The organism is Corynebacterium sp. HMSC034H07 (assembly GCF_001815175.1).
GTDB classification, from domain to species: Bacteria; Actinomycetota; Actinomycetes; order Mycobacteriales; family Mycobacteriaceae; genus Corynebacterium; species Corynebacterium hiratae.
Genome location: NZ_KV819524.1, coordinates 21,249 through 40,984 on the forward strand (window position 1 = coordinate 21,249; position 19,736 = coordinate 40,984).

Annotated in this window: 13 protein-coding genes and 1 tRNA gene; 5 read left to right on the top strand and 9 right to left on the bottom strand. The window is 62.7% G+C overall.

The genetic code is table 11. From position 1 onward, the window contains the following. Positions 1-17 precede the first annotated feature (17 nt). Complete coding sequence (locus HMPREF3009_RS05830; RefSeq protein WP_005293770.1) at positions 18-422, top strand: MerR family transcriptional regulator; 405 nt, start codon at positions 18-20, stop codon at positions 420-422. A 332-nt stretch (positions 423-754) separates the two neighbouring features. Here HMPREF3009_RS05830 and HMPREF3009_RS05835 read toward each other — a convergent pair. Next, positions 755-831, bottom strand: a tRNA-Met gene (locus HMPREF3009_RS05835). A 156-nt stretch (positions 832-987) separates the two neighbouring features. Next, positions 988-3,969 carry a UPF0182 family protein gene (locus HMPREF3009_RS05840; protein WP_070680646.1) on the bottom strand — a complete coding sequence of 994 codons (2,982 nt, stop codon included), beginning with the start codon at positions 3,967-3,969 and terminating at the stop codon, positions 988-990. 123 nt (positions 3,970-4,092) lie between these two features. On the opposite strand from HMPREF3009_RS05840, the gene HMPREF3009_RS05845 reads away from it, so the two are divergent. Beyond that, a complete protein-coding gene (locus tag HMPREF3009_RS05845) occupies positions 4,093-4,683 on the top strand; it encodes a PPA1309 family protein (RefSeq protein WP_070680648.1) in 591 nt (196 codons plus the stop codon). Between the two features lie 77 nt (positions 4,684-4,760). Then, entirely contained in the window at positions 4,761-5,441 is a 681-nt protein-coding gene (locus HMPREF3009_RS05850) for a hypothetical protein (RefSeq protein ID WP_049156211.1), read from the top strand. Positions 5,442-5,461: 20 nt separating this feature from the next. Here the strand turns inward: HMPREF3009_RS05850 and HMPREF3009_RS05855 are convergent, their stop codons facing one another. Beyond that, complete coding sequence (locus HMPREF3009_RS05855) at positions 5,462-6,538, bottom strand: YlbL family protein (protein WP_070680651.1); 1,077 nt, start codon at positions 6,536-6,538, stop codon at positions 5,462-5,464. A 93-nt stretch (positions 6,539-6,631) separates the two neighbouring features. On the opposite strand from HMPREF3009_RS05855, the gene HMPREF3009_RS05860 reads away from it, so the two are divergent. After that, a complete protein-coding gene (locus tag HMPREF3009_RS05860) occupies positions 6,632-8,047 on the top strand; it encodes a zinc-dependent metalloprotease (RefSeq protein ID WP_070545179.1) in 1,416 nt (471 codons plus the stop codon). Here HMPREF3009_RS05860 and HMPREF3009_RS05865 read toward each other — a convergent pair. Continuing rightward, positions 8,044-8,541 (bottom strand): M48 metallopeptidase family protein, encoded by a 498-nt coding sequence (locus HMPREF3009_RS05865; RefSeq protein WP_070680654.1) that lies wholly within the window; start codon positions 8,539-8,541, stop codon positions 8,044-8,046. The two genes, HMPREF3009_RS05860 and HMPREF3009_RS05865, sit on opposite strands and share 4 nt — an antisense overlap. A 72-nt stretch (positions 8,542-8,613) precedes the next feature. Here HMPREF3009_RS05865 and HMPREF3009_RS05870 point away from each other — a divergent pair, with 72 nt between their 5' ends. Then, on the top strand, positions 8,614-9,444 hold the full coding sequence (locus HMPREF3009_RS05870; protein WP_046647470.1) for a hypothetical protein: 831 nt from the start codon (positions 8,614-8,616) through the stop codon (positions 9,442-9,444). On the opposite strand, the gene HMPREF3009_RS05875 is transcribed toward HMPREF3009_RS05870, so the two are convergent. The 5 genes from HMPREF3009_RS05875 to HMPREF3009_RS05895 are packed head-to-tail and all read right to left on the bottom strand — an operon-like array spanning position 9,441 to position 19,734. Further along, positions 9,441-11,492 carry an ATP-dependent DNA helicase UvrD2 gene (locus tag HMPREF3009_RS05875; protein ID WP_158397690.1) on the bottom strand — a complete coding sequence of 684 codons (2,052 nt, stop codon included), beginning with the start codon at positions 11,490-11,492 and terminating at the stop codon, positions 9,441-9,443. The two genes, HMPREF3009_RS05870 and HMPREF3009_RS05875, sit on opposite strands and share 4 nt — an antisense overlap. After that, a complete protein-coding gene (locus HMPREF3009_RS05880; RefSeq protein ID WP_070680655.1) occupies positions 11,464-12,198 on the bottom strand; it encodes an NAD(+) diphosphatase in 735 nt (244 codons plus the stop codon). Before HMPREF3009_RS05880 ends, HMPREF3009_RS05875 begins: the two co-directional genes overlap by 29 nt. Next, positions 12,198-13,310, bottom strand: coding sequence for a potassium channel family protein (locus HMPREF3009_RS05885; protein WP_049156104.1), 1,113 nt, complete (start codon positions 13,308-13,310; stop codon positions 12,198-12,200). Before HMPREF3009_RS05885 ends, HMPREF3009_RS05880 begins: the two co-directional genes overlap by 1 nt. 42 nt (positions 13,311-13,352) lie before the next feature. Beyond that, entirely contained in the window at positions 13,353-16,565 is a 3,213-nt protein-coding gene (locus HMPREF3009_RS05890; protein ID WP_070680658.1) for an ATP-dependent helicase, read from the bottom strand. Beyond that, positions 16,558-19,734, bottom strand: a complete 3,177-nt coding sequence (locus tag HMPREF3009_RS05895; protein WP_083312717.1) for an ATP-dependent DNA helicase — start codon at positions 19,732-19,734, stop codon at positions 16,558-16,560. The genes HMPREF3009_RS05890 and HMPREF3009_RS05895 overlap by 8 nt, the downstream gene beginning before the upstream one ends. Positions 19,735-19,736: the final 2 nt, after the last annotated feature.

The following is a 19,736-nucleotide window of genomic DNA, read 5'->3' on the forward strand; positions in this document are numbered from 1 at the left end:
GTGAAGGAGAACAGGCAATGCAAAACAGTAATTTCAAGATCGGCGAGGTCGTTGACCAGACGGGGTTGTCGATTCCCACCTTGCGTTATTATGACAACGTCGGCCTGATTACCCCATCGGGGCGTAGCCCTGGTGGGTTCAGGCTTTATAGTGAGGCTGATGTACGTCGTGTTTTGCTGGTGCGACGGATGAAACCGCTGGGGTTTACTCTGGATCAGATGCGGGAATTCCTGGAAGCTGCGGAGATTCTTCATAGTTCAGATGGCGGGCAGGACAGTGATACCGCACAGCAGGCACGGAGTAATGCCAAGGCCACCCTTGCCGACATTCGTGAGGAGACGCGCACCCGCTACGAAAAGCTACGCAAGCAAATTGCCTACGCTGAGGAATTCCTCGATCTGGTCAACACCCTGGCACCCTAAACTGCCCCATCCTTCGCAGGGAGAAAAAGACCATCGTATTGAATGCGCTCTGTCGAATCGCGTTCCAGATGAAGTGGACGAACGCCCGCGGCCTCTCCGGAGTGGATGGCGATAGTACAGAGGACTTCTGAAATCCGTGCAGACGACTCCTCAAAACGACACAGTCATCCAAGGTCACAAAATCGAAAATTGTCACTTAACCCCATCACTTCCAAACCGGCTTAAGTGACAAAAAGCCATCGCTAAAGTCCCGATTTGAGTCCCAGGACGTGCGCCTTAAGAGAAATAACTAAAGCCCCTACCAGTGTTTCTCCTGGTAGGGGCTTGGAAGTTGGTAGCGGGGGCAGGATTCGAACCTACGACCTCTGGGTTATGAGCCCAGCGAGCTACCGAGCTGCTCCACCCCGCGTCGAGATGTACTTCCAAACATCAAGCGCTCTGCACACTGTCCCGTGTGCTGGCGACGGATGTAACTATACAGACACCTTGGCGCCTACCCAAATCCCCTGGGCAGGCGCCATTTCATAGGTGAGGCGCCGAGTTTTTCGCTGGCGCCTATCCGGACTTACTTAGACTGCAGCGAGCGGTAGTCCTCCACTGCCTTGTCCAGCTCGTCCAAAGCCTTGCCGTACTCCTCAAAGGAGCCGTCCTTGGCCTTGTCCACGCCATCGAGAGCCTTGTTGATGGCGTCGATAGCCTCGCCCTCGCTAGATGCCTTCGGAGCGGAGGCCGGTCCAGAAGCATCGGAGTCCTTAGCGTCCCCTGCATCCTTCTTCTCGCCATCGGTGGATTGCTCGTCCTTTTCCGTCTGCTTGCCGGAGTCACCCTCAATTTCGGTGATGTCCTGGGCGGCCTTCGGGTCAATACCGACTTGCTCTAGGGCCTCACCAATCGTCGGCGCGTAGCCCACGCGGCCCTTGTAGGAGACCAGCACGCGCAGCAGCTTCGGGAATGCAGATTCCTGGCCCTTGCGCTGCGAGTAAATCGGCTCCAAGTAGAGGATCTCTCCCCCACCCACCGGCAGGGCCAGCAGGTTACCGTTCTTCAGGTCATTCGAACCCTGCCACAGTGTGCGGTCACGAGCCACCTGATCAGAAGACATCATGGCGTCCTGCGCCTGCTTCGGACCTTGGGTCTGGGTATTCGTCGGCAGCACGCGCACGGTGATGTCACCGTAGGTATCCGGGTCGGAAGACACCGCCATGTGTGCAGAGAGGAACTGACGGTTCAAACCACGATAGGAGGTGATGAGCTGGAAGCTCGGCTTGCTGGTCTCTGGGTCGGAAGCCAGCACGTAGTACGGCGGCTGGTTCAGACCCTGGGACTCACCAGCGGTCGGATCCTCCGGCACGGACCAGAAGGCATCGTTGTTGAAGAAGACGCCCGGGTCATCCACGTGGTACTTGGCCAGCAGGTTGCGCTGTACCTTGAACATGTCCTCCGGGTAGCGCATGTGCTGACGCAGCTCGTCGGAGATCTCCGACTCGGGCTTGACGACGCCCGGGAAGACACCCTCCCAGGCCTTAAGCACGGGGTCTTCGGTGTCGAACTCATAGAGGTCGACGGTGCCATCGTAGGCGTCGACAGTCGCCTTCACCGAGTTACGGATATAGCCCACCTGATCGTTGACCAAGCGCTGCGTCGTGCCCGTGGGGTTCTGCGCATCCTGGGTGGTCTCCGTCAGAGAGGTGCGCTGCGAGTACGGCAAAGAATCCAAGGTGGTGTAGCCGTCGACGATCCACTTGATGCGGCCGTCGATGACCGCCGGGTAGGTGGAGGAATCCGTCGTTAGCCAGGGAGCAACCTTCTCCACGCGCTCGCGCGGGTCGCGGTCATAGAGCAGCTTGGACTCCGGCCCCACGCGGTCCGAGAGCAGGAAGTTGAGTTCCTGGTACTTCAGCGCAAAGGCAGTGCGGTCAACAATGTTGCCGATGTCGACGCCACCCTTACCGTCATAGGTGTAGGTAGAGGTATCGGTGTCATACTCGACGGCCTCATCACCGGTCTTGCCCACGATGGCGTAGTCCATTCCATCCTGGGCGCTAGCGATCACCGGGCCGAAATAGGTTCGCGGCTGGTCCACCTTGATACCGAGGGATTCTTCAGCATTCTGGGTTTCGCCCTCACCTTCGGCGTCCTTACCCGCCTGGGTCTGCAAGTCAGCCACCGTGAAGATGGGGAAACCACCACGGGCCGAACCGGCATCACGAGCTACCTCATCGACTGTGTTGGCCTGCGCCGCAATGAAGCCATTGCCGTGGGTATACACGGTGTGGCGGTTAATCCAGTTCTGCTGGTTCTCCTGCAGCTCGTTCGGATCCAGCTCGCGGGCTGCAACCACGAAGTCGCGGAGTTCGCCATCGATTTCATAGCGATCCATCGCCAGCGTCTCTGGGAAGCCGTAGAAGTTCTTCAGCTGCTGCATCTGGGTGAACGTCGGCGCCAAAATATCCGGGTCCAGCAGGCGCAGGTTGGAAATGGTGGAGTCATCGGAAGCAACCTTGTCATCGGCGACGTCCTCCGCGCCCCAGTTCTCCTCGTAAGTCACCTTCTCATCGGTGAGGCCGTAGGCAAAGCGAGTGGACTCGATGTTGCGGGAGATCGACTCCGCCTCTTTAGCCTGGCGGTTCGGGTTCACGGAGAAACGCTCCATGATGAGCGGCCAGCCCTGGCCGATGACCAATGAGGACAGAACCATGAGCACCACGGCCAGGCCAGGGATACGCAGGTCCTTAATGACCACCGCAGAGAAGATTGCCACGGCCACGAACACGCCGATGATCATGAGAATGATCTTTGCCGGCAGGTAGGCATTGATGTCCGTGTAGGAACCACCCGTAAACAGCGAATGCTGGTTGTACAGCAACTCGTAGCGCCCCAGCCAGTAGCCAGCCACCTGGAGCAGCATCCAAATGCCACCAGTCACGGCGAGCTGGGTGCGGGCCGCCTTCGACAACGAACCACGCACGCCAGCGGCGCGATTGCCCAAGCGAATGCCGCCCAAAATGTAGTGCCCCACAAGTGCGATGAGGAAGCACACGGCAACCAGCATGGAGGCGGCGCTAACCAGCATTGACCACACCGGCAAGCGGAAAGCGTAGAAGCCAAGGTCGTGATTGAACTGCGGATCCGTCACCCCAAAATCGTGGGAGTTGAGGAAGAGCATGACGGTCCGCCAGTTTGCTTGCCCCAACAGGCCTGAGACGACACCGACGAGTACCGGGATAACCTTCAAGAACACGTTCATCGTGCTCTCAATGGATTTGCGGTACTGGTAGACCGGGGAATTGAAATCCGCCATGTCCATCGAGTCCCCGCGCCCCCGCCAGACCACGAGGCCTGCCACGTAGGTGATGGCTGCCGCTACGAGGCCGAAGAGGAAGAAAAGCACGATGCGCGTCACCAGGGTCTTGGTGAAGACCCCGCGGTACTCAATCGCGCCGAACCACTTCCAATCTGTATAAAAGCCCACGAGCATGGGGCCAATGAACAAGAGGACCGCGATGATGGCGACAACCCACGAGAGAAATTTGGGTGGACGTTTCATCGGGGCGGTGGGTCGGTTGAGTCCGGAAGCCAACTCCAGCTCCAATCAAGTGTCGTGCGAATATAGAGGTATCAAGCTTCTAGTCTAGAGAAGCACTATGACCGTCAACGAACAAGGACGCTTATGAGTTCCCAACCTTCCTCCCAGCCCGCTGTACACCGCGCGCTCAACAAGGCCATGCGCGAAGCCGTGGACTTCATCCACGCCGAGGGCTGGGATGCGCCTCCTACCCTTTTTGCTCTCGTCCCCACTGAGCTGGTGGCCGCCCAGCTCGGCGACGTCGACGACTCCTCTCCCCTCACCCTCGTGGTGCAGGAGCTGCCGGAAGGCATCGAGCCGGGTTCCGAGCACCTCGCCGACTACGTCTCCCGCCTAGCTTGGCCACAGGAGATCGCCGGGGTCATCCTGGCACAGGAGATCACGTTTAAGGACACCTCGGACGCCGCGCTTGCCGACGCCCGCCCTGCCCGCCTCTTCTCCGGAGTGCTGCGGGCTACCGCCATGGACGGTAGCGCCACGGCCGACGCCGAGGATGTCGATGGCCACGGCCCCGAGCTCACCCTGCTGCAATTGCGTCCGACCGAGGAGGAACTCGCTGAGGCCGGCCCCTTCGCGGAAGATGATATTCAGCTGCGCGGTGGTCCGAATGTGGCACCGGGCGTCATCGCTGCCCTGCGCTACGGGTTGGAGCAGGATCCGGAAGAGATACTCTAATCGACTAAACTCAGAATGCAGTGGCCATTAGTGCTCAGCTCTCCGGGCTGGGCACGCAATTGATAGAGGAGTCTCTCGTGCGCTTGACATCCCGCTTCACCGCCGCAGCTTCGGCCGTGCTTGCCACCGGCTGCCTGCTCACCGCATGTGGGAAGGACGATGTGCCCTCCCCTGAGCCGGCACCTGCGAGCGAAGCAACCACCGCCGCGGAGAAGACCAGCGCGCCGGCCCCGGCCACCTCCGCCGAGGAATCCGAGACGACCACTCCCGCTGCGTCCGAGTCTGCAGACAGCTCGGAAGCGGAGGATGAATCCTCGACAGCAGGAAGCTCCGCTGCTCGGAAGGACAAAGACAAGGACGCCAGCGAGTCCGCTGAGCCCAGCGGCAAGTTCACCGACTCTGTGGAACAGGCTTATGAGATCTTTGGCGGCCTCGTCCCAGAGGAGATCTTCGCTCAATTCGACCGCTGCGATCCCAACGGCGTGACGGATTCCTTCAACTGCTCCGGCTCGGAGGTGGGCCAGTTCCAGTTCTTCAAGTCGAAGACCAAGGCTTCCCAGACCACCCAGGTGCTCACCGAGCTGCGCAGCTCCCGTGTCATCGAGGACAGCGGAAGCCGCGTCGTGGGCTGGTCCATGTTGGGTAACACGGCCATCCTCACCGTGGTGGATAACGATGAGGGCCTCATCATGCAGCAGATGATTTCCACGGACCAGGACGATCCGGAAGAGCGCCTCAAGGAGCTTGGCTTGGTCTAGGGCCGCAACTTCCTTAAGGTCTAGCCTTCGCAGGTCTCGACGGGGCTTCCCTCGGCGAAGTTGTGCATAGCCTCGATGGCATCATCCAGCGTGTGGACCTTGGCCACCACCATGTCGCCCGTTTTGCGGCTAACCGCCTCCGCGCAATTATCGGCTGGGGCGAGGAAAAGCTCGGCGCCCGCCTCCTGCGCTGCATTTACCTTATGGACGATGCCACCGATGGGGCCGACCTCTCCGTCCTCGCCGATAGTGCCGGTGCCGGCAACGAAGCGGCCGCCGGTGAGGTCCTCACTGGAAAGCTTGTCAATCACCGCCAGCGTAAACATCATGCCGGCCGAGGGCCCGCCAATGTCCTGCAGGTTATAGTCCACCGTGATTTCCTCGGTGGGCACCGAGGTCATAAGGATGCCTAGCAGGGCCACGTCCCCCTGCTCTGGGTGGGAGCCGAGGGTGACCCCGACAGTCTTTTCCTCGCCCTTGCGAACGATGCCTAGCTCCACCTCATCGCCAGGCTGAAGAGCACGAATCTTCTCTTGCACTTGGCCAGGCTCCGTGACCTTGTCACCGTTGACGGTGGTGATGATGTCGGCGTCGTCAAGCGCGCCTGCTGCGGGGCCGTCGTCGAGGACTTGTGCGACCTCAATCCGCACGGGCTTGTCCAGATAGTCCATGGCGGCGACCGTGGCCGCTGACTCGGACTGGGTAAAGGCCTGCTGATTGGCCTCCTGGACCTCCTTATCTGTCTTGCCCTGCGGGATAACATTCTCGATGGGGACGATGGTGTCATCCGTCAACAGCCACCGGCCCAGGGCCTGGGCTAGCGTCATGTTGGTGCGCACAGAGACCGTGGTCATGTTGAGATGCCCCTGCGGCTGAAACGTTTCCGGGGCTTCGACGTTAACGACAGGCTCCCCTTCCACCTCGCCCAAGGTATCCACGGTAGGCCCCGGTCCTTCGGCGGCATAAGGAACCGACAGGGTGATATCGGTGCCGGGGATGTGGTCGACGCTGAGCAGGGCTCCCGTCAACACCACCGGAATGGCTCCCCACGTGAGGGTGGACAGGCGGCGGGCTCGGGGGTTCTGCGGGGTTTTCACGGAGGATCAGCCTACAGCCTTAGGCTGCCTGTTCGCTCTCAGCGTTGCCGTGGTCCTAGAATCCGCGCTAGGAAACCTAGTAGATTAGGGCCCATGAGCAACGGATTCGGTTTTTCCTTCCCCAATAACGACGATGACGATGATAACGATCGTCGCGACCAGAACCCGTTCGGCGCCTTCGGCTTCAGCGCGGGCAACGGTGGCCTAGGAGACCTGTTGAATCAGTTCGGCCAGATGCTGTCCGGCATGGGTTCCTCCATGAACTCCCCGGAGGGTGCTGGCCCGGTCAACTATGACTTGGCCAAGCGCATCGCGCACCAGCAGATCTCCCGCGATAAAGAGGTCAGCGAGCAAGACCGCACCGCTGTGCAAGAAGCCGTGCGGCTGGCAGAACTGTGGCTGGATGATGCCACGATTCTGCCCACCGCGTCCGGCACCGTGACCGCGTGGAATTCCGCGCAGTGGCTGGATGAGACGCTGCCGATGTGGCAGCGCATGGTCACTCCGGTAGCCGAACACATGAATTCCGCGCAGTTGGAATCCCTGCCGGAGGAGGCCCGCGAGATGATGGGCCCGATGACCTCGATGATGAACTCGATGTCCGGCATGAACTTCGGCATGAAGCTGGGCCACGCCCTCGGTGATCTGGCTGCCCAGGCGCTGACCGGTTCTGACTTCGGTTTGCCGGTCTCCCCCGCAGGCACCACCGCACTCTTGCCGCACAATATTCAGGCCATCGCGCGCGATCTCAACGTTCCGGGCCAGGAAGTACTCGTCTACATCGGCGCCCGTGAAGCCGCCCGCCAGCGCCTGTTCAAGCATGTGCCGTGGTTGGTCGAGCGCCTCGTCTCCTCCGTCGAGGAATACGCCATGGGCTTGGTCATCGATACCTCCCATATCGAGGAAGCCACACGCGAGCTCAACCTGGAATCCGGTGACCCGCAGGCCATCCAGGACGCGATGAACAAGCTGCAGGGCATGGACCTGTCCCCGCGGATCACCTCGCGCAACGCGGGAGCGGCTTCCCGCTTGGAGACCCTCCTGGCACTCGTCGAGGGCTGGGTTGAGCACGTGGTGACCGAGGCCCTGGGAGAGCGCATCCCGTCTACGAAGGCAATGACTGAGGCGTGGGCGCACCGCCGCTCCACTGGCGGCTCCGCGGAGAAGGCCTTCTCCCAGGTCGTCGGCATCGAACTCAACGCCCCGAAGGTGGAGGCCGCCGCTGAGCTGTGGCGCCGCGCCACCGTCGCGGTGGGCGCCGATAAGCGCGATTCCGCCTGGGACCATCCGGATCTTCTGCCCACGGCCGAGCACTTGGAGAACCCGGCGTCCTTCATCGACGGGTTGCTCGATGACAATCCTGATGAGGGCTTTGAGGCAGAATTCTCCAAGTTGGAGGAGATGCTCCGCCAGCAGGATGCCGGGGACGATGCCAGCGATAGCGCTGGTGAGGGCGCAGACGCCGACGGCGACGAGGACAAAAAGGACGGGCCGGAGGAAGAGAACTAGCGGAAACGCTGGTAGGCCTCGAGGTACCCCTTCGCGCGTTCTGCTTTGGGGGCGCGGTCGGCCCACTCCCAAAATTCCGGGCCATGGCCCGGAATGAAGGTGTGTGTCAGCTCGTGGATGATGACCGCATCGAGCACATAGTCGGGGACGTCCTGCAGCCGGTCAGAAATCCGAATATCTCCCGTTGAGGTAGTGCAACTGCCCCAGCGGGATTTTTGGTTGCTGACCCACCGAATGGATCCCACCGTGGCGCGGTCTTCCAAATAGCGAGTGTTCAACGTGCGTGCGCGGGCGGTGAGAGAGGCATCGGAGCGCTGCGACGAGGTGTGCTTCTTACGCACCTTCGCCACGATCTCATCCACTGCTTTCTGTTCTTCTGCTGCCGACATCCAGGCAGGAATGCGCACCTCGAGAACGCCATCAACAACGCGGGCTTGGACGGTGCGACGGCGCCGGGCGGAGCGAATGACACGGACCTCGGGGTTGTTCGACATGACAGGGCATTCTACCTGTGGTGCAATGATGGCTAAGCACAGCTGGGGTGGGTCATCAACGGGGAGGAAACCATGTCTGCACAGACGTATATGCTGGCGCCGGAAACCACAATCCTGGAGCGCGAGCCCGGGATGCTCCAGTGTGGGATGGATGCCACGCGCGTCGGCGTGTTCGAGGCCCACCCACAACTGGCACGCCTGCTCAATCGGTTGCGCACCCCGCTGACCCGGCAGACCATTGAAAAATCCATAGAGAATACGGGCACGAGCCCGTCCGCTGCCCGCAGCCTGGTTGATGATCTGATCAGTTACCGGGTTCTATGGCCAGCGCCCCAGCCGCAGCGCGTGGCCGTGCTGGGTACGTCGGCCCTCGCCAATGAGCTGCGCGATGTCCTCCTTAACGATTCCTTCCAGCCCCGCTCCCCTCTCCACAGCGAAACACCCTCCGAGTACATCGCGAACGTGGCCGGGTACCTGCCGATCGTGGCCGTCGACATGTTGGACGGCGCCACGGAATGGGCACAAGCCCTGCACAAATCCTCGGCGACGTGGCTGCCGGTATCGATGTTGGATGCCCGCGGCATCATCGGTCCGGTCCGGGTGTCCGGCGCGGGGCCTTGCCCACTGTGCGCGCATCTGCACCGCATCGATGCGGACGAGCAGTGGCACGAGGTGGCGCGCCGCGCCGCCGCGGTAGAACCGCCGGGGGATCCAATCGTGCGCACCGCAATAGTGATGCATGCTGCGGTCACCATCCGCCGCCTTTTGGGAAGGCCCGCCCCGCCCGGGGCTCCCGGCGGCAAGCCGTTAGCCGGGGAGCTTAAGGAGATAGACCCCTACGGGATCGAGCAACACCGGCTGCTGATGGAGCACCCGCGCTGTACGTACTGCGCCGGTGCCTAACCCCGGGTCGAGGCGATGATCTGCAGCACCTCCGCGCCGTAGCGCTCCAGCTTGGAGGGGCCTACCCCGGAGATGTCGAGCAACTCGGCCTCGCTGGCGGGAAGCGCCTCCGAGATGGCTTGCAGGGTGGCATCGGAAAACACGACGTAGGCAGGAACCTGGGAGTCCTTAGCAACGGACGCGCGCCAGGCGCGCAGCGCGTTGAAGACATCCTCATCGCCCTCATATTCGCACCACTCGTGGCGGCCCAGAACCTTTTCGGCGGGACTGCTGAGCTGGCCCGAGCACACGCGGCAGCGGCGCGGGCGATAGCGACGGTTCGATGACTGGCTCTCCTCGATTCCCGGCACCACGCCGTCAAGGAAGCGAGTTCGCTCACGCGAGGCCCGCGAACCGGTGGTCTTGGCTAACGCCCACGACAAAGCCAGGTGCTCGCGCGCACGGGTAATGCCGACATAGAACAGCCGGCGCTCTTCTTCCACGTGCTCATCGCCGGCCTTGATGGCGTGGTTGATGGGCAAGAGTTTTTCGGTGAGCCCCACCAAGAACACCGCATCCCACTCCAGGCCCTTGGCAGCGTGGATGGTCGCTAGGGTCACGCCCTCCATCGTGGGGTTGTGCTTGTTTTCGGATCGGCGGTGCAGCTCCCCCAGCACGCCAGGCAGGTCGATCCCTTCGTGGTCCTCTACGATCTGCGCGATGAGATCCACCAACGCCGTGAGCGACTGCCAGCGCTCGCGGGCCTGCGCGCCTTGCGGTTCCGTGGCGGACAGCCCCAGCTCCACGAAGGCCGCACGTGCCACGGCCACAGGGTCATTCGGCAGATCATCACGGCGCGTGGCAGCGATGAGCACGCGGATGGCCTCCAAGATCTCGGGGCGGCGGAAGAATCCTTCGCCGCCGCGGACTTGGTAGACCACTCCGGCGTCGGCAAGCGCCTGCTCAAACTGCTCTGATTGCGCGTTGATGCGGTAGAGAATTGCGATTTCGGAAGCCTTCACGCCCTGGTTGAGCAAAGTCAGAACCTGGCCCGCGACCTCCTTGGCTTCGATCTCCTCAGACTCATAGGCCTTAAAAGTGGGCTCGGGGCCAGGCTCGCGCATACCTTGCAGCTCCAGGCGGGTTCCCGCCGCGCGGCCCGTGGCCTTCGAGATGACCTCGTTGGCCAAATCCGTCACCTGCGGAGTGGAGCGGTAATCTCGCTGCAGCTTTACCACCGTGGCCTGCGGATACGTGCGGGAAAAATTCAGCAGGTACTCCGGGGAAGCTCCGTTGAAGGAATAAATGGTCTGGTTAGCATCGCCCACGACCGTCAGGTCATCGCGCTCCCCCAGCCAGGCCTCCAGCACGCGCTGTTGCAGCGGCGTCACGTCTTGGTACTCATCGACGACAAAGGTGCGGTACTGCTCACGGAAGACCTCCGCCACCGCAGGTACGTTCTCGATGGCGCCCGCGATGTGCATGAGCAAATCATCGAAATCAAGGTACATGAGATCCGGGGTGGCCTTCATATCCTCGTAGCGGCGGAAGACCTCCGCCACCTTAGCCGGATCCCCCGGTGCTTCACGGTCCGTGGACTCGATGACGCCGGGATAGCCCTCGGGGCTGATCAACGAAGACTTCGCCCATTCGATTTCCCCCAGGAAGTCACGGATGGTGTCCTTGTTATTGTCCAGACCGAGCGAACGCACCGCACGTGCAACCAGACTGAACTTATTATCGATGAGCTGCCACGGCAGATCCCCGGCGACCTGCGGCCAGAAGTACTTCAGTTGGCGGCGCGCCGCGGCGTGGAAGGTTTGAGCCTGCACTCCCCCGACACCCATCTGGTTGAGACGCTCGCGCATTTCACTCGCGGCACGAGAGGTAAAAGTGACAGCCAGAACACGCTGCGGGTTGACGAAGCCCTGATCCACCATGTGGGCGATGCGATAGGTGATCGTGCGAGTTTTGCCCGTTCCGGCACCGGCCAGGATGCAGACCGGGCCGCGCGGCGCCGTGGCGGCGGCCCGTTGGTCCTCATCGAGCAGGGACAGATCCGGTCTCATCACCGTGGAACCACTCCATAATCATCGTGTGTGCAATTGAGCCCTGGCGGGCAATGGTCAATGTTGGAAGCTCGGCGCGGGACACCCACCGCACCTCAGCGAGCTCTTCGTCAGTATCGCACACGGGTTGGACATCCTCCGTGACCGCGGAAAAGCCCACCATCAACGAACCGCTCGGCGGCCACGGCTGTGAACCCCAGTACTTGACTGACTCCACGCGGCGGCCGGTCTCTTCCAGTGCCTCCCGGATCATCGCTTCTTCGAGGGTCTCACCGGGATCCACATAGCCGGCAATCAAGGAGAAGAAGTTAGGACGGTGGCGGTTACGCGCCAACAGGATCTGGTCCGACTCTGCGTGACGGATAATGCCGATGACTGCGGGATCAAGGCGTGGGAACACGAGGCGCTCGCCGTCGCGCCCCACCGCCCCGGGCGCGGGATAAGACAGCTCGCGGCCGCTGCGCGGATCAAAGCGCGCTTCCCGACGGTTACGGATCAGATGCAGGGCTTTGAGGATGTCGCGCTGACTGTTAAAGAAGGTGGCATCACGCAGCGCGCCGAGCCGCTCGGCGGCCTCGGTGCCCAGTAGGAAAGCATGGATGGCCCCGGCCGTGACCACGATGTCCCCCGCCGGCTCAGCCAGAAAGACCGGCTGGCCCTGTGGCGTAACCGGGACGCGGCCGGTCTCGGTGACAGGAAGGAACATTAGTTGCCTTCGTCCTCGTCTTCATCGGAATCTTCCGCGGCCTGCTGCATCTCGTGCTTGATATAGAGCAGGCGGTCACCGGGCTTGAGCGCGTACGCATCTGCCGTGTCGACGCGGTGTAGCTCGTTGTTGCGCAGGACCGCCAGAACAATGTCTGCGAGGTGTCGTGGATTAGAGCCCACTTCGAATTCGCGCACCGCGCGCTCCGCCACGGAGAAACCCTCATTTGGTGAGAGGAGATCCTCCATCATCTCCACCACGGTTGGCGTTACGGTAGCAAGGCCCAGCAGGCGGCCGGCCGTCTCCGCCGAGGTCACCACCGAATCAGCGCCGGATTGGAGGAGAAGGTGGCGGTTTTCAGATTCACGCACAGACGCGACCACCTTGGCCTTAGGGTTAAGCTCGCGCACGGACAACGTACACAGCACCGCGGTATCGTCCGTGGACGGAGTCACCACCACGGAGGAGGCGTGCTGCGCACCGGCGATGCGCAGGACGTCCTGCTTGGTTCCGGAGCCATAGATGGTGACGAGGCCGTGGTGCTCGGCACTGGCTAGGGCCGCACGGTTATTGTCTACGACCACGATTTGGGAGGCTGGGACGTCGTCGGCGATCAGCGCGGCGACCGCACCGGCGCCCTTGGTGCCATAGCCGATGACGACGGTGTGGTTACGCAATTGCTTTCTCCAATTCTGGATTTCAAACGTGCGACGGGCTCGATCCGTCAGAACCGACAAGGTAGCACCGACCAACAAAACAAGGAAGAGCAGGCGGGCCGGGGTGACGATAATAAGGTTAATGAAACGCGCGGTGGGGGTCACGGGGACAATATCGCCGTAGCCCACAGTGGTCAACGACACCGCTGAGTAATAAGCGGCATCCAAGAAAGACAAATCCTCGCTATACCCGTCACCGTCGAAAAAGACGATGATGGTGACAAAGACCATCAGCCCCATGGCCCATATCACGCGGCGCGCCAGTTGCTTCCACGGGCTGGTGCTTTGCGTGCGCGGAATCGTGATGACATCGAGCAACGCGTGGTCAGGCTGCGAGGTCAGCTCAACCTGCGATAAAAAACGCGACGTAATGCGTTTTCTTAAGTGCTTGGGCACGAAGCGCCAACCTCCCTAGATGATGCGGATTTCCTCGTGAGACTACCTTAGACTCAACCCTGGTGGCGTGGAAACTGCAGAGCTTAAAAGCTCAGCCAGCCGTGCTCCAGTGGGCAAGTCATCCGGCTCCAAAAGGTAGTTCTCCTGCACATAGAAGAACGCCGCGCGGACCGTCTCCACGCCATGGATGCGCCGCCAAGCTTCTGCGTAGACAGCCAGCTGAATCTGCGCCGAGTTCAGTGCAGCGCCCTGCGGGCGGCGGCCAGTCTTCCAGTCCACGATGAGCCAGGAACCATCCGGCTGCTGGAAAACCGCGTCCATGCGGCCGCGGACTACCGAGTCCCCAATGGTGATCTCAAAAGGCGCTTCCACATAGGCAGGCGTGCGCTGTGCCCACTCCGAGGCTAGGAAGGACTTCTTGAGGGACTCCAAGTCGTGGTCCGGTTCATCATGAGAACCGGGCAGCTCATCCTCCCCCAGCAAGGCGGGCGCCCCAAACCGATCCTCCAGCCAGGCGTGGAAGGCGGTGCCGCGCTTGGCATAGGAGTTAGGTTTGAAGGGAATGGGGCGGCGCTGGCGGCGGGCAAACTGAGTGGGATCCGCTGACATCGCCACCATGTCGGAGGCTGTCAACTCGCCAGGCAGCTCCACATCGACCACCGGGGCTTGGAGGGCTTTGTGTTCCTCGATGAGCGCGCTCGCCTCCTGCTCCCAGAGTCCAAAGACCTCGCCATCGCGCAGCGGTGGCAGGTTCTCCATTGCCGCGCGCACCGCGTCTGCGGCCTTGAGCGCTTCCGGTTGCGGGGTTAGTGCAGGGAAGGAGGCCTCCGTAACAGAACGCTCTTCGTCTTCCACGGGGTTCTCGGGGACCTCCCAGTGGACGACGAGCTCTGGGTGCTTATCCGCCAGCAGTTGCAGGTAGGAATACGGGCCCTTCTTGCTCTTGCCCTTCGCCTTATTGGTTCCGGAGCCAGTCACCGTCAGGGTGGACTCGGTGCGGGTCATTGCCACGTAGAACAGGCGGGCTGCTTCCTCTGCTTGGAACTCGCGGTTTTGTTCCTTGAAAGCCTCACACGCCTTGTCGAAGTCGGAGCGTGTCACCGCGTCCTCGGGGACATCGATGACATCCTCATCACCCGGTGCTTTTTCGATCTTGGTCAGGAAAGTCTCCGCCTGCGCCTTATAGCTTGTGGAATCCGCGTGTGCCACGCAGAGGTGTTCCCATTCCAAGCCCTTAGCCTTGTGCACCGTCATGATGTGGACGCGGTTGCGCACGAGCGGGACCTCTCCCAACTCAAGGCCGTCTTCCTTCTCCTTAGCCAGCTCAAGATAGTCCAGGAGCCCGGCTAGGCCCTCCCCGTGGAAACCAGCGACGACGTCGGCGAAGGCGTCGAGGTGTGTTGCCCCGCCTGGCTTCCCGGAGGCTAAGACCTCGGTACGCAGACCAAAGAGCAACTCAATATCGGCGACAATGTCGTTGAGCGACTTTCCCAGGGAATAGGTGCGGAGGTAGCGCAGCTTGGAGGAAACCTCTTCCATGCGCTCTAGGCCTTCGGCACTGTAGCGCTCGCGTTCGCCGAGGTCTGCGAGGGCGTCGGCAAGCCCCAGCACCTGGTCAGGCCCCTCTGCGGTGATGTCCTCGATTTGGGTAGCCAGGTGCTCCAGGGGATCACCGCCCTCCCAGCGTGTGCGCCCCTCCGCAGCACCGGCAAGGTTGCGCTGACGCGAATGCAGCGCCTGGATGTCGGCGATACCTAGGCCGCACATCGGCCCGGTCAGCACGCGCAGCGCCGCCGCGGTGTCCTGCGGACGCACCAGCAAGGTGGCCACCGCTACGAGGTCTTGGATCTCCGGCTGCCAGAGCAGCCCGCCGAGACCAAAGATTTCGTTGGGGACCCCGGCCTTGTCCAGGGCCGCGGCGATCAACGGCGACTGTTTATTGGTGCGCACGAGTACTGCGGCGCTGAGATCCTCACCCTCCGGCGTGGACTCATAGAGCTGACGCAGGTGCTCTGCGATGAAGTCTCGTTCCTCATCTTCGGAGGCGAAATAGCCCAGCTCCACCGTGCCTGCCGGCGCGGTGGGCTTCGGCGATAGCTCATCCACCGGCCGCTCACCCGGGCTTTCGGAGAAGAGCTTCGAGGCCACGTCATTGGCCATTCCCAGCACCGTCGAGGGGTTGCGCCAGGAGGTGGTCAGCTGGTCTTTGGGCGCCGGGGTGCCGTCAGCCTGCGGGAAGTCCGTGACGAAGGCCTCGAGGTTTTCCGCCGTCGCCCCGCGCCAGCCATAGATGGACTGCATGGGGTCACCGACCGCGGTAACCGAGAGCCCCTCGCGCTTACCACCGAAGAGGGAACGCAGCAGGATGCGCTGCGCGTGGGAAGTGTCCTGGTACTCATCCAGCATGACCACGCGATACCGCGCGCTTTGTTGCTCGCCCAAGAGGGGGAAGTTTTTGGCCAGGGTGGCAGCGATGGACATCTGCTCGCCGAAGGTGATGACGCCCCGCTCCGCCTGTTCCTTCTTCAGTGCTTCCACCAAGGGCAGGTACTCCAGGCGCAGGCGTTGGGTATCCAGGTATCCCTGCAGCTTTTGGCTGTACTCACTGCTGGTCCTCTTGCTCTTCTCTAGGTCCTCAGCGGTCTTGCGGAAGATGTCCTCGTGCTCATACAGATCATGGGGATCCTTGAGCTCCCCGTCCATGGTCTCTGCCAGTTTGAGCAAGGTGGCGGTGACCGTGGCCACGGCATTATCGGTGCTCAGCGAGCCCGTGTAGTTGCTGACGACCTCGTGGGCGATGGCATAGCGCTCCGCCTCAGTGATAATGCGGGCATTCGGCTCCACCGGCATGAGCAAGCCATACTCGCGGACCAGATCACCCGCGTAGGAGTCATAGGTGGAGACGTTAGGCGCGATATTCTCCACTGCCTCTGCCGCTGGGCTGCCCGGAGCAAGGATTCCTGAGGAGCGCAGGGTCAGCAACTGGCGGCGGATGCGCTGCTCCAGCTGCTGGGCTGCCTTGCGGGTAAAGGTCAGGCCCAGGACTTGCTCGGGCCGCACCAACCCGTTTGCGACCAGCGACACCACGCGCGAGGCCATCGTCTCCGTCTTACCAGCGCCCGCGCCGGCCACGACCAGTTTCGGCCCGAGTGGACCATCGATAACTGCGGCTTGCTCTGCGGTGGGAGGAAAAGGCTTCCCCAGCGCGCTGGCCAGCTCCTCAGGACTGAAGTGTTGGGTGGGGTTCTTAGGCATCGGTCACCAGAGCTCCTTCATTCATCACAGGGCAAATAGGGCGGATCGGGCACCGATCACAATCGGCGTTTTCACGCGCGGTCAGCCCCGGTCCGCGCAGCTCGGCTACGAGTGCAGGTAGCGCCTGCGCAAATTCCTCGAGTTCCTCTGGGGGCTTGGTGGCTTGTTCCCGGGTGGACACGGAAGCAGCGCTGGATCGCGGGTACACCAGCACGCCGCCGCCACGCGGCAGGCCGGCACCGGTCCGGATGGATACAGACTGAGGCTCGCCGTCAGAGTCTGCTGGTGCCGTGACGAGTTCACCGTGTGCCAGGGCCAGCTGGTACGTCATGAGCTGGGTATTATCCTGGGCGCTGGCCTTAGAGGGAACCGTTGTTCCGGTCTTGAGATCCACCACAACGTAGTCCTCACCGGCCTTCGCCAGCCGGTCGATGAACCCACGAATGGTGACATCGGGGCCGATGTCCACGGTGACGGGAACCTCAACGCCGACGGGTTCGAGTGACGTCGAGCTCGAGAGCACCCAGCTGTGGGTGCGGTCGATAAGGCGCTCAAAGTCCGCGCGCTCAGCCTCGCGGCGCCATGAGGGGCCATCAAGCAGCGCGGCGAAGGCATCAACCACGAGCTGCTTCGCAGGCTCAGCGGCAGCTCCCCGGCCCAGCGCCTCCAGGAAAGCATGCGCCAAATTTCCCCGCAGTAGGTTGATATCCGCTGAGTCATCCTCGACGAGCTGCCCGAGCACCGCGTTGAGCGGGCAGGTCAGCAGAGCATCCACCCGGGACGGCGACACGGTACTGGAACCATGCAGCGGCAGCTCCGAGGCCACGCCGCGGGCGGCCCACCACTGATCCGGGTGCGCCCCCGGAACCCCAGCCTCCGCCAGACGGGCCAACTGCCGCACCGCTTGGGAGCGCTCGGCCTCACCCGTCTCCGGATCGGTAGCGCAACGCCGCAGCTGCGCCACGAAGGCGGGAACCGAGAGCACGGAGACGTCAAGGGGATCGAGCTCTTCCTCCCCACTAGCCGCACTGGGCAACGTCACTGGATTCGGTTCCGGAACCTCGAGGCCCAGCTCGCGTGGCCAGGCCTGGCGCGCCAGCCGCTTACCCGCTTCCCGGCGCGCTTGTGCTCCTGGGACATCGACACCGCGGGCGGACAGGAACTCATCGATGAAGCGCGACGGCTCCTCAGCCACATCGCTCTCCGGCGAATCCACCGCGAGGACGAGCAGGCGGCATCGGTGACGCGTGGTGGCCACGTGGAAGAGCCGGCGCTCCTCCGCCAAGCGCCCCGACACGTGGCTGACTGGGGTGCCGGGTGTGATGCCGCGATCTAGGAGATCGATGAGGTCCTCTTGCCCGAAGAGAGAGCCGGTCTCCCCTACCGACGGCCACGTTCCTTCCTGAACGCCCGCCACGATGACGGTGTCCCACTCGCGGCCCACCGCGCCGTGCGCGGTGAGGATCTCTACCGCATCAGGCAGCGCCGAGCGACGATCCCGCACGCCGGTGGGCAATTCTTGCTCCGTGATGTGCAGGATGAAGGACTCTAGGGAGGCCGCCGGGCGGCGCTCGGCATAGTCACCGGCGGCATCGAATAGCGCCATCATGGCATCCAGGTCTCGGTCCGCCTGCGAACCCGCGGCACCGCCGCGCAAGGCTGCCGCCTGTAGGCGCGTGTCCAAACCAGTGGCCTGCCACACCTCCCAGAGAACCTCCTCGACTGCGGCGCCTGCGTGCAGGGCCGCGCGCCCGGCGGATAGCACCCCGCGAATACGGGCCAGGATCGCTTCTTCGCGCTCTGTCAGGAGGTTGTTGAAGTCCGGCAACTCACCATCCAGCAGCTCTCGCAGCGTGTCCATACCGCGCTGCTCCGGCTTCCAACGGCGCAGGCCGCGAATGAGCCTCCGCAGCGTGACTGGGTCCGCACCGCCGACAGGACCGGTAATCAGGTCCTCGAGCTCCACGGGCTCAAGCTCATTCTCCAAAGCACGTAGAGCCAGAAGCACCGCCTTGACCAAGCGCTGCTCAGCGAGCACCACGTCCGTGGGGTTGATGTGCACCGGCACGCCAGCAGACAGCAGCGTGCGCCGGGCAGGTCCAATATCCCCGGTAGAGCGCACGATCACTGCGATATCTCGCCAGTCCACGCCGTCTTCTAAGTGCCGGCGGCGAACCGTATTTGCCAGGACATCACGCAAGGTGCCGCGCGACTCCACGACGCTCACGCACGCCGGGGAGGGAGTGCGGTGCGTCGAGTCTAAGCGCAGCTCGTTCTCCGCCTCCCACGTGGTGAGGAATTCCGAATTAGCACCACGGAAAGCAAAGACCGCTTGGTCAGGGTCACCACCAATCACGGTGAGGCGGGCGGTCTTCGCCAACTCCGCGATCAGCTGGCCGGAGGTCGGGTCGAGCAACTGGGCGTCATCGACCACGATGGTGTGCCACGGGTGCTCGCGCAGCAGCTCTGGGCGCAAAAGCACCTGGCTGACCAGTTCTGCCGCGGAATAGGAATGCGAACCCGCCAGCGCCTGAGTCCGCTCATATTCGCGCAGGAACTCGCCGGCGGCAGTCCACATGGGCCGAGCATGACGCTCCCCGAGCTCCTCGAGCTCTGTCGGGCCCAGCCCCCGTTCGATGGCACGCAACAACAAGTCACGCAACTGGCGCGCAAAACCCACGTACTCCAGGGCCGGCCGCATCTCCTCCGGCCACGCACCCCTGCCATCCGCAGCATGGCCTTGGAGCAGCTCGCGGATGACCGCATCCTGCTCTGCGCCGGTAATCAGGCGCAGCTCTTCCTCGCTGCTCTGGCGCAGCAATGCAAAGGCCAAAGAGTGCACCGAGCGCACCATCGATGTTTGCGCCGCATAATCATCGAGGTTTTCTGCTAATTCCCTGCGCAGCAGCGAACCGGATTCCTTGGACGGGGCGACGACGAGGATGCCGGAGGCATCGGCCCCGGCGTTGAGCTGGCCCAAGACCACGTCGATCAGCAGGCTCGATACTCCGGACCCGGCCGCGCCGAGCACCCGCCACGTGCCCTCCGTGGGCACCGGTACATCCCATGTGCGCGACGTGGCCCGGCGGTTCCGGGGAACAAGGCGGACATCCGGCGAGGGAGGAAGCGTGACGCCGGAACGTGTGGGGGATTCGCTGCTGTACTTCACGC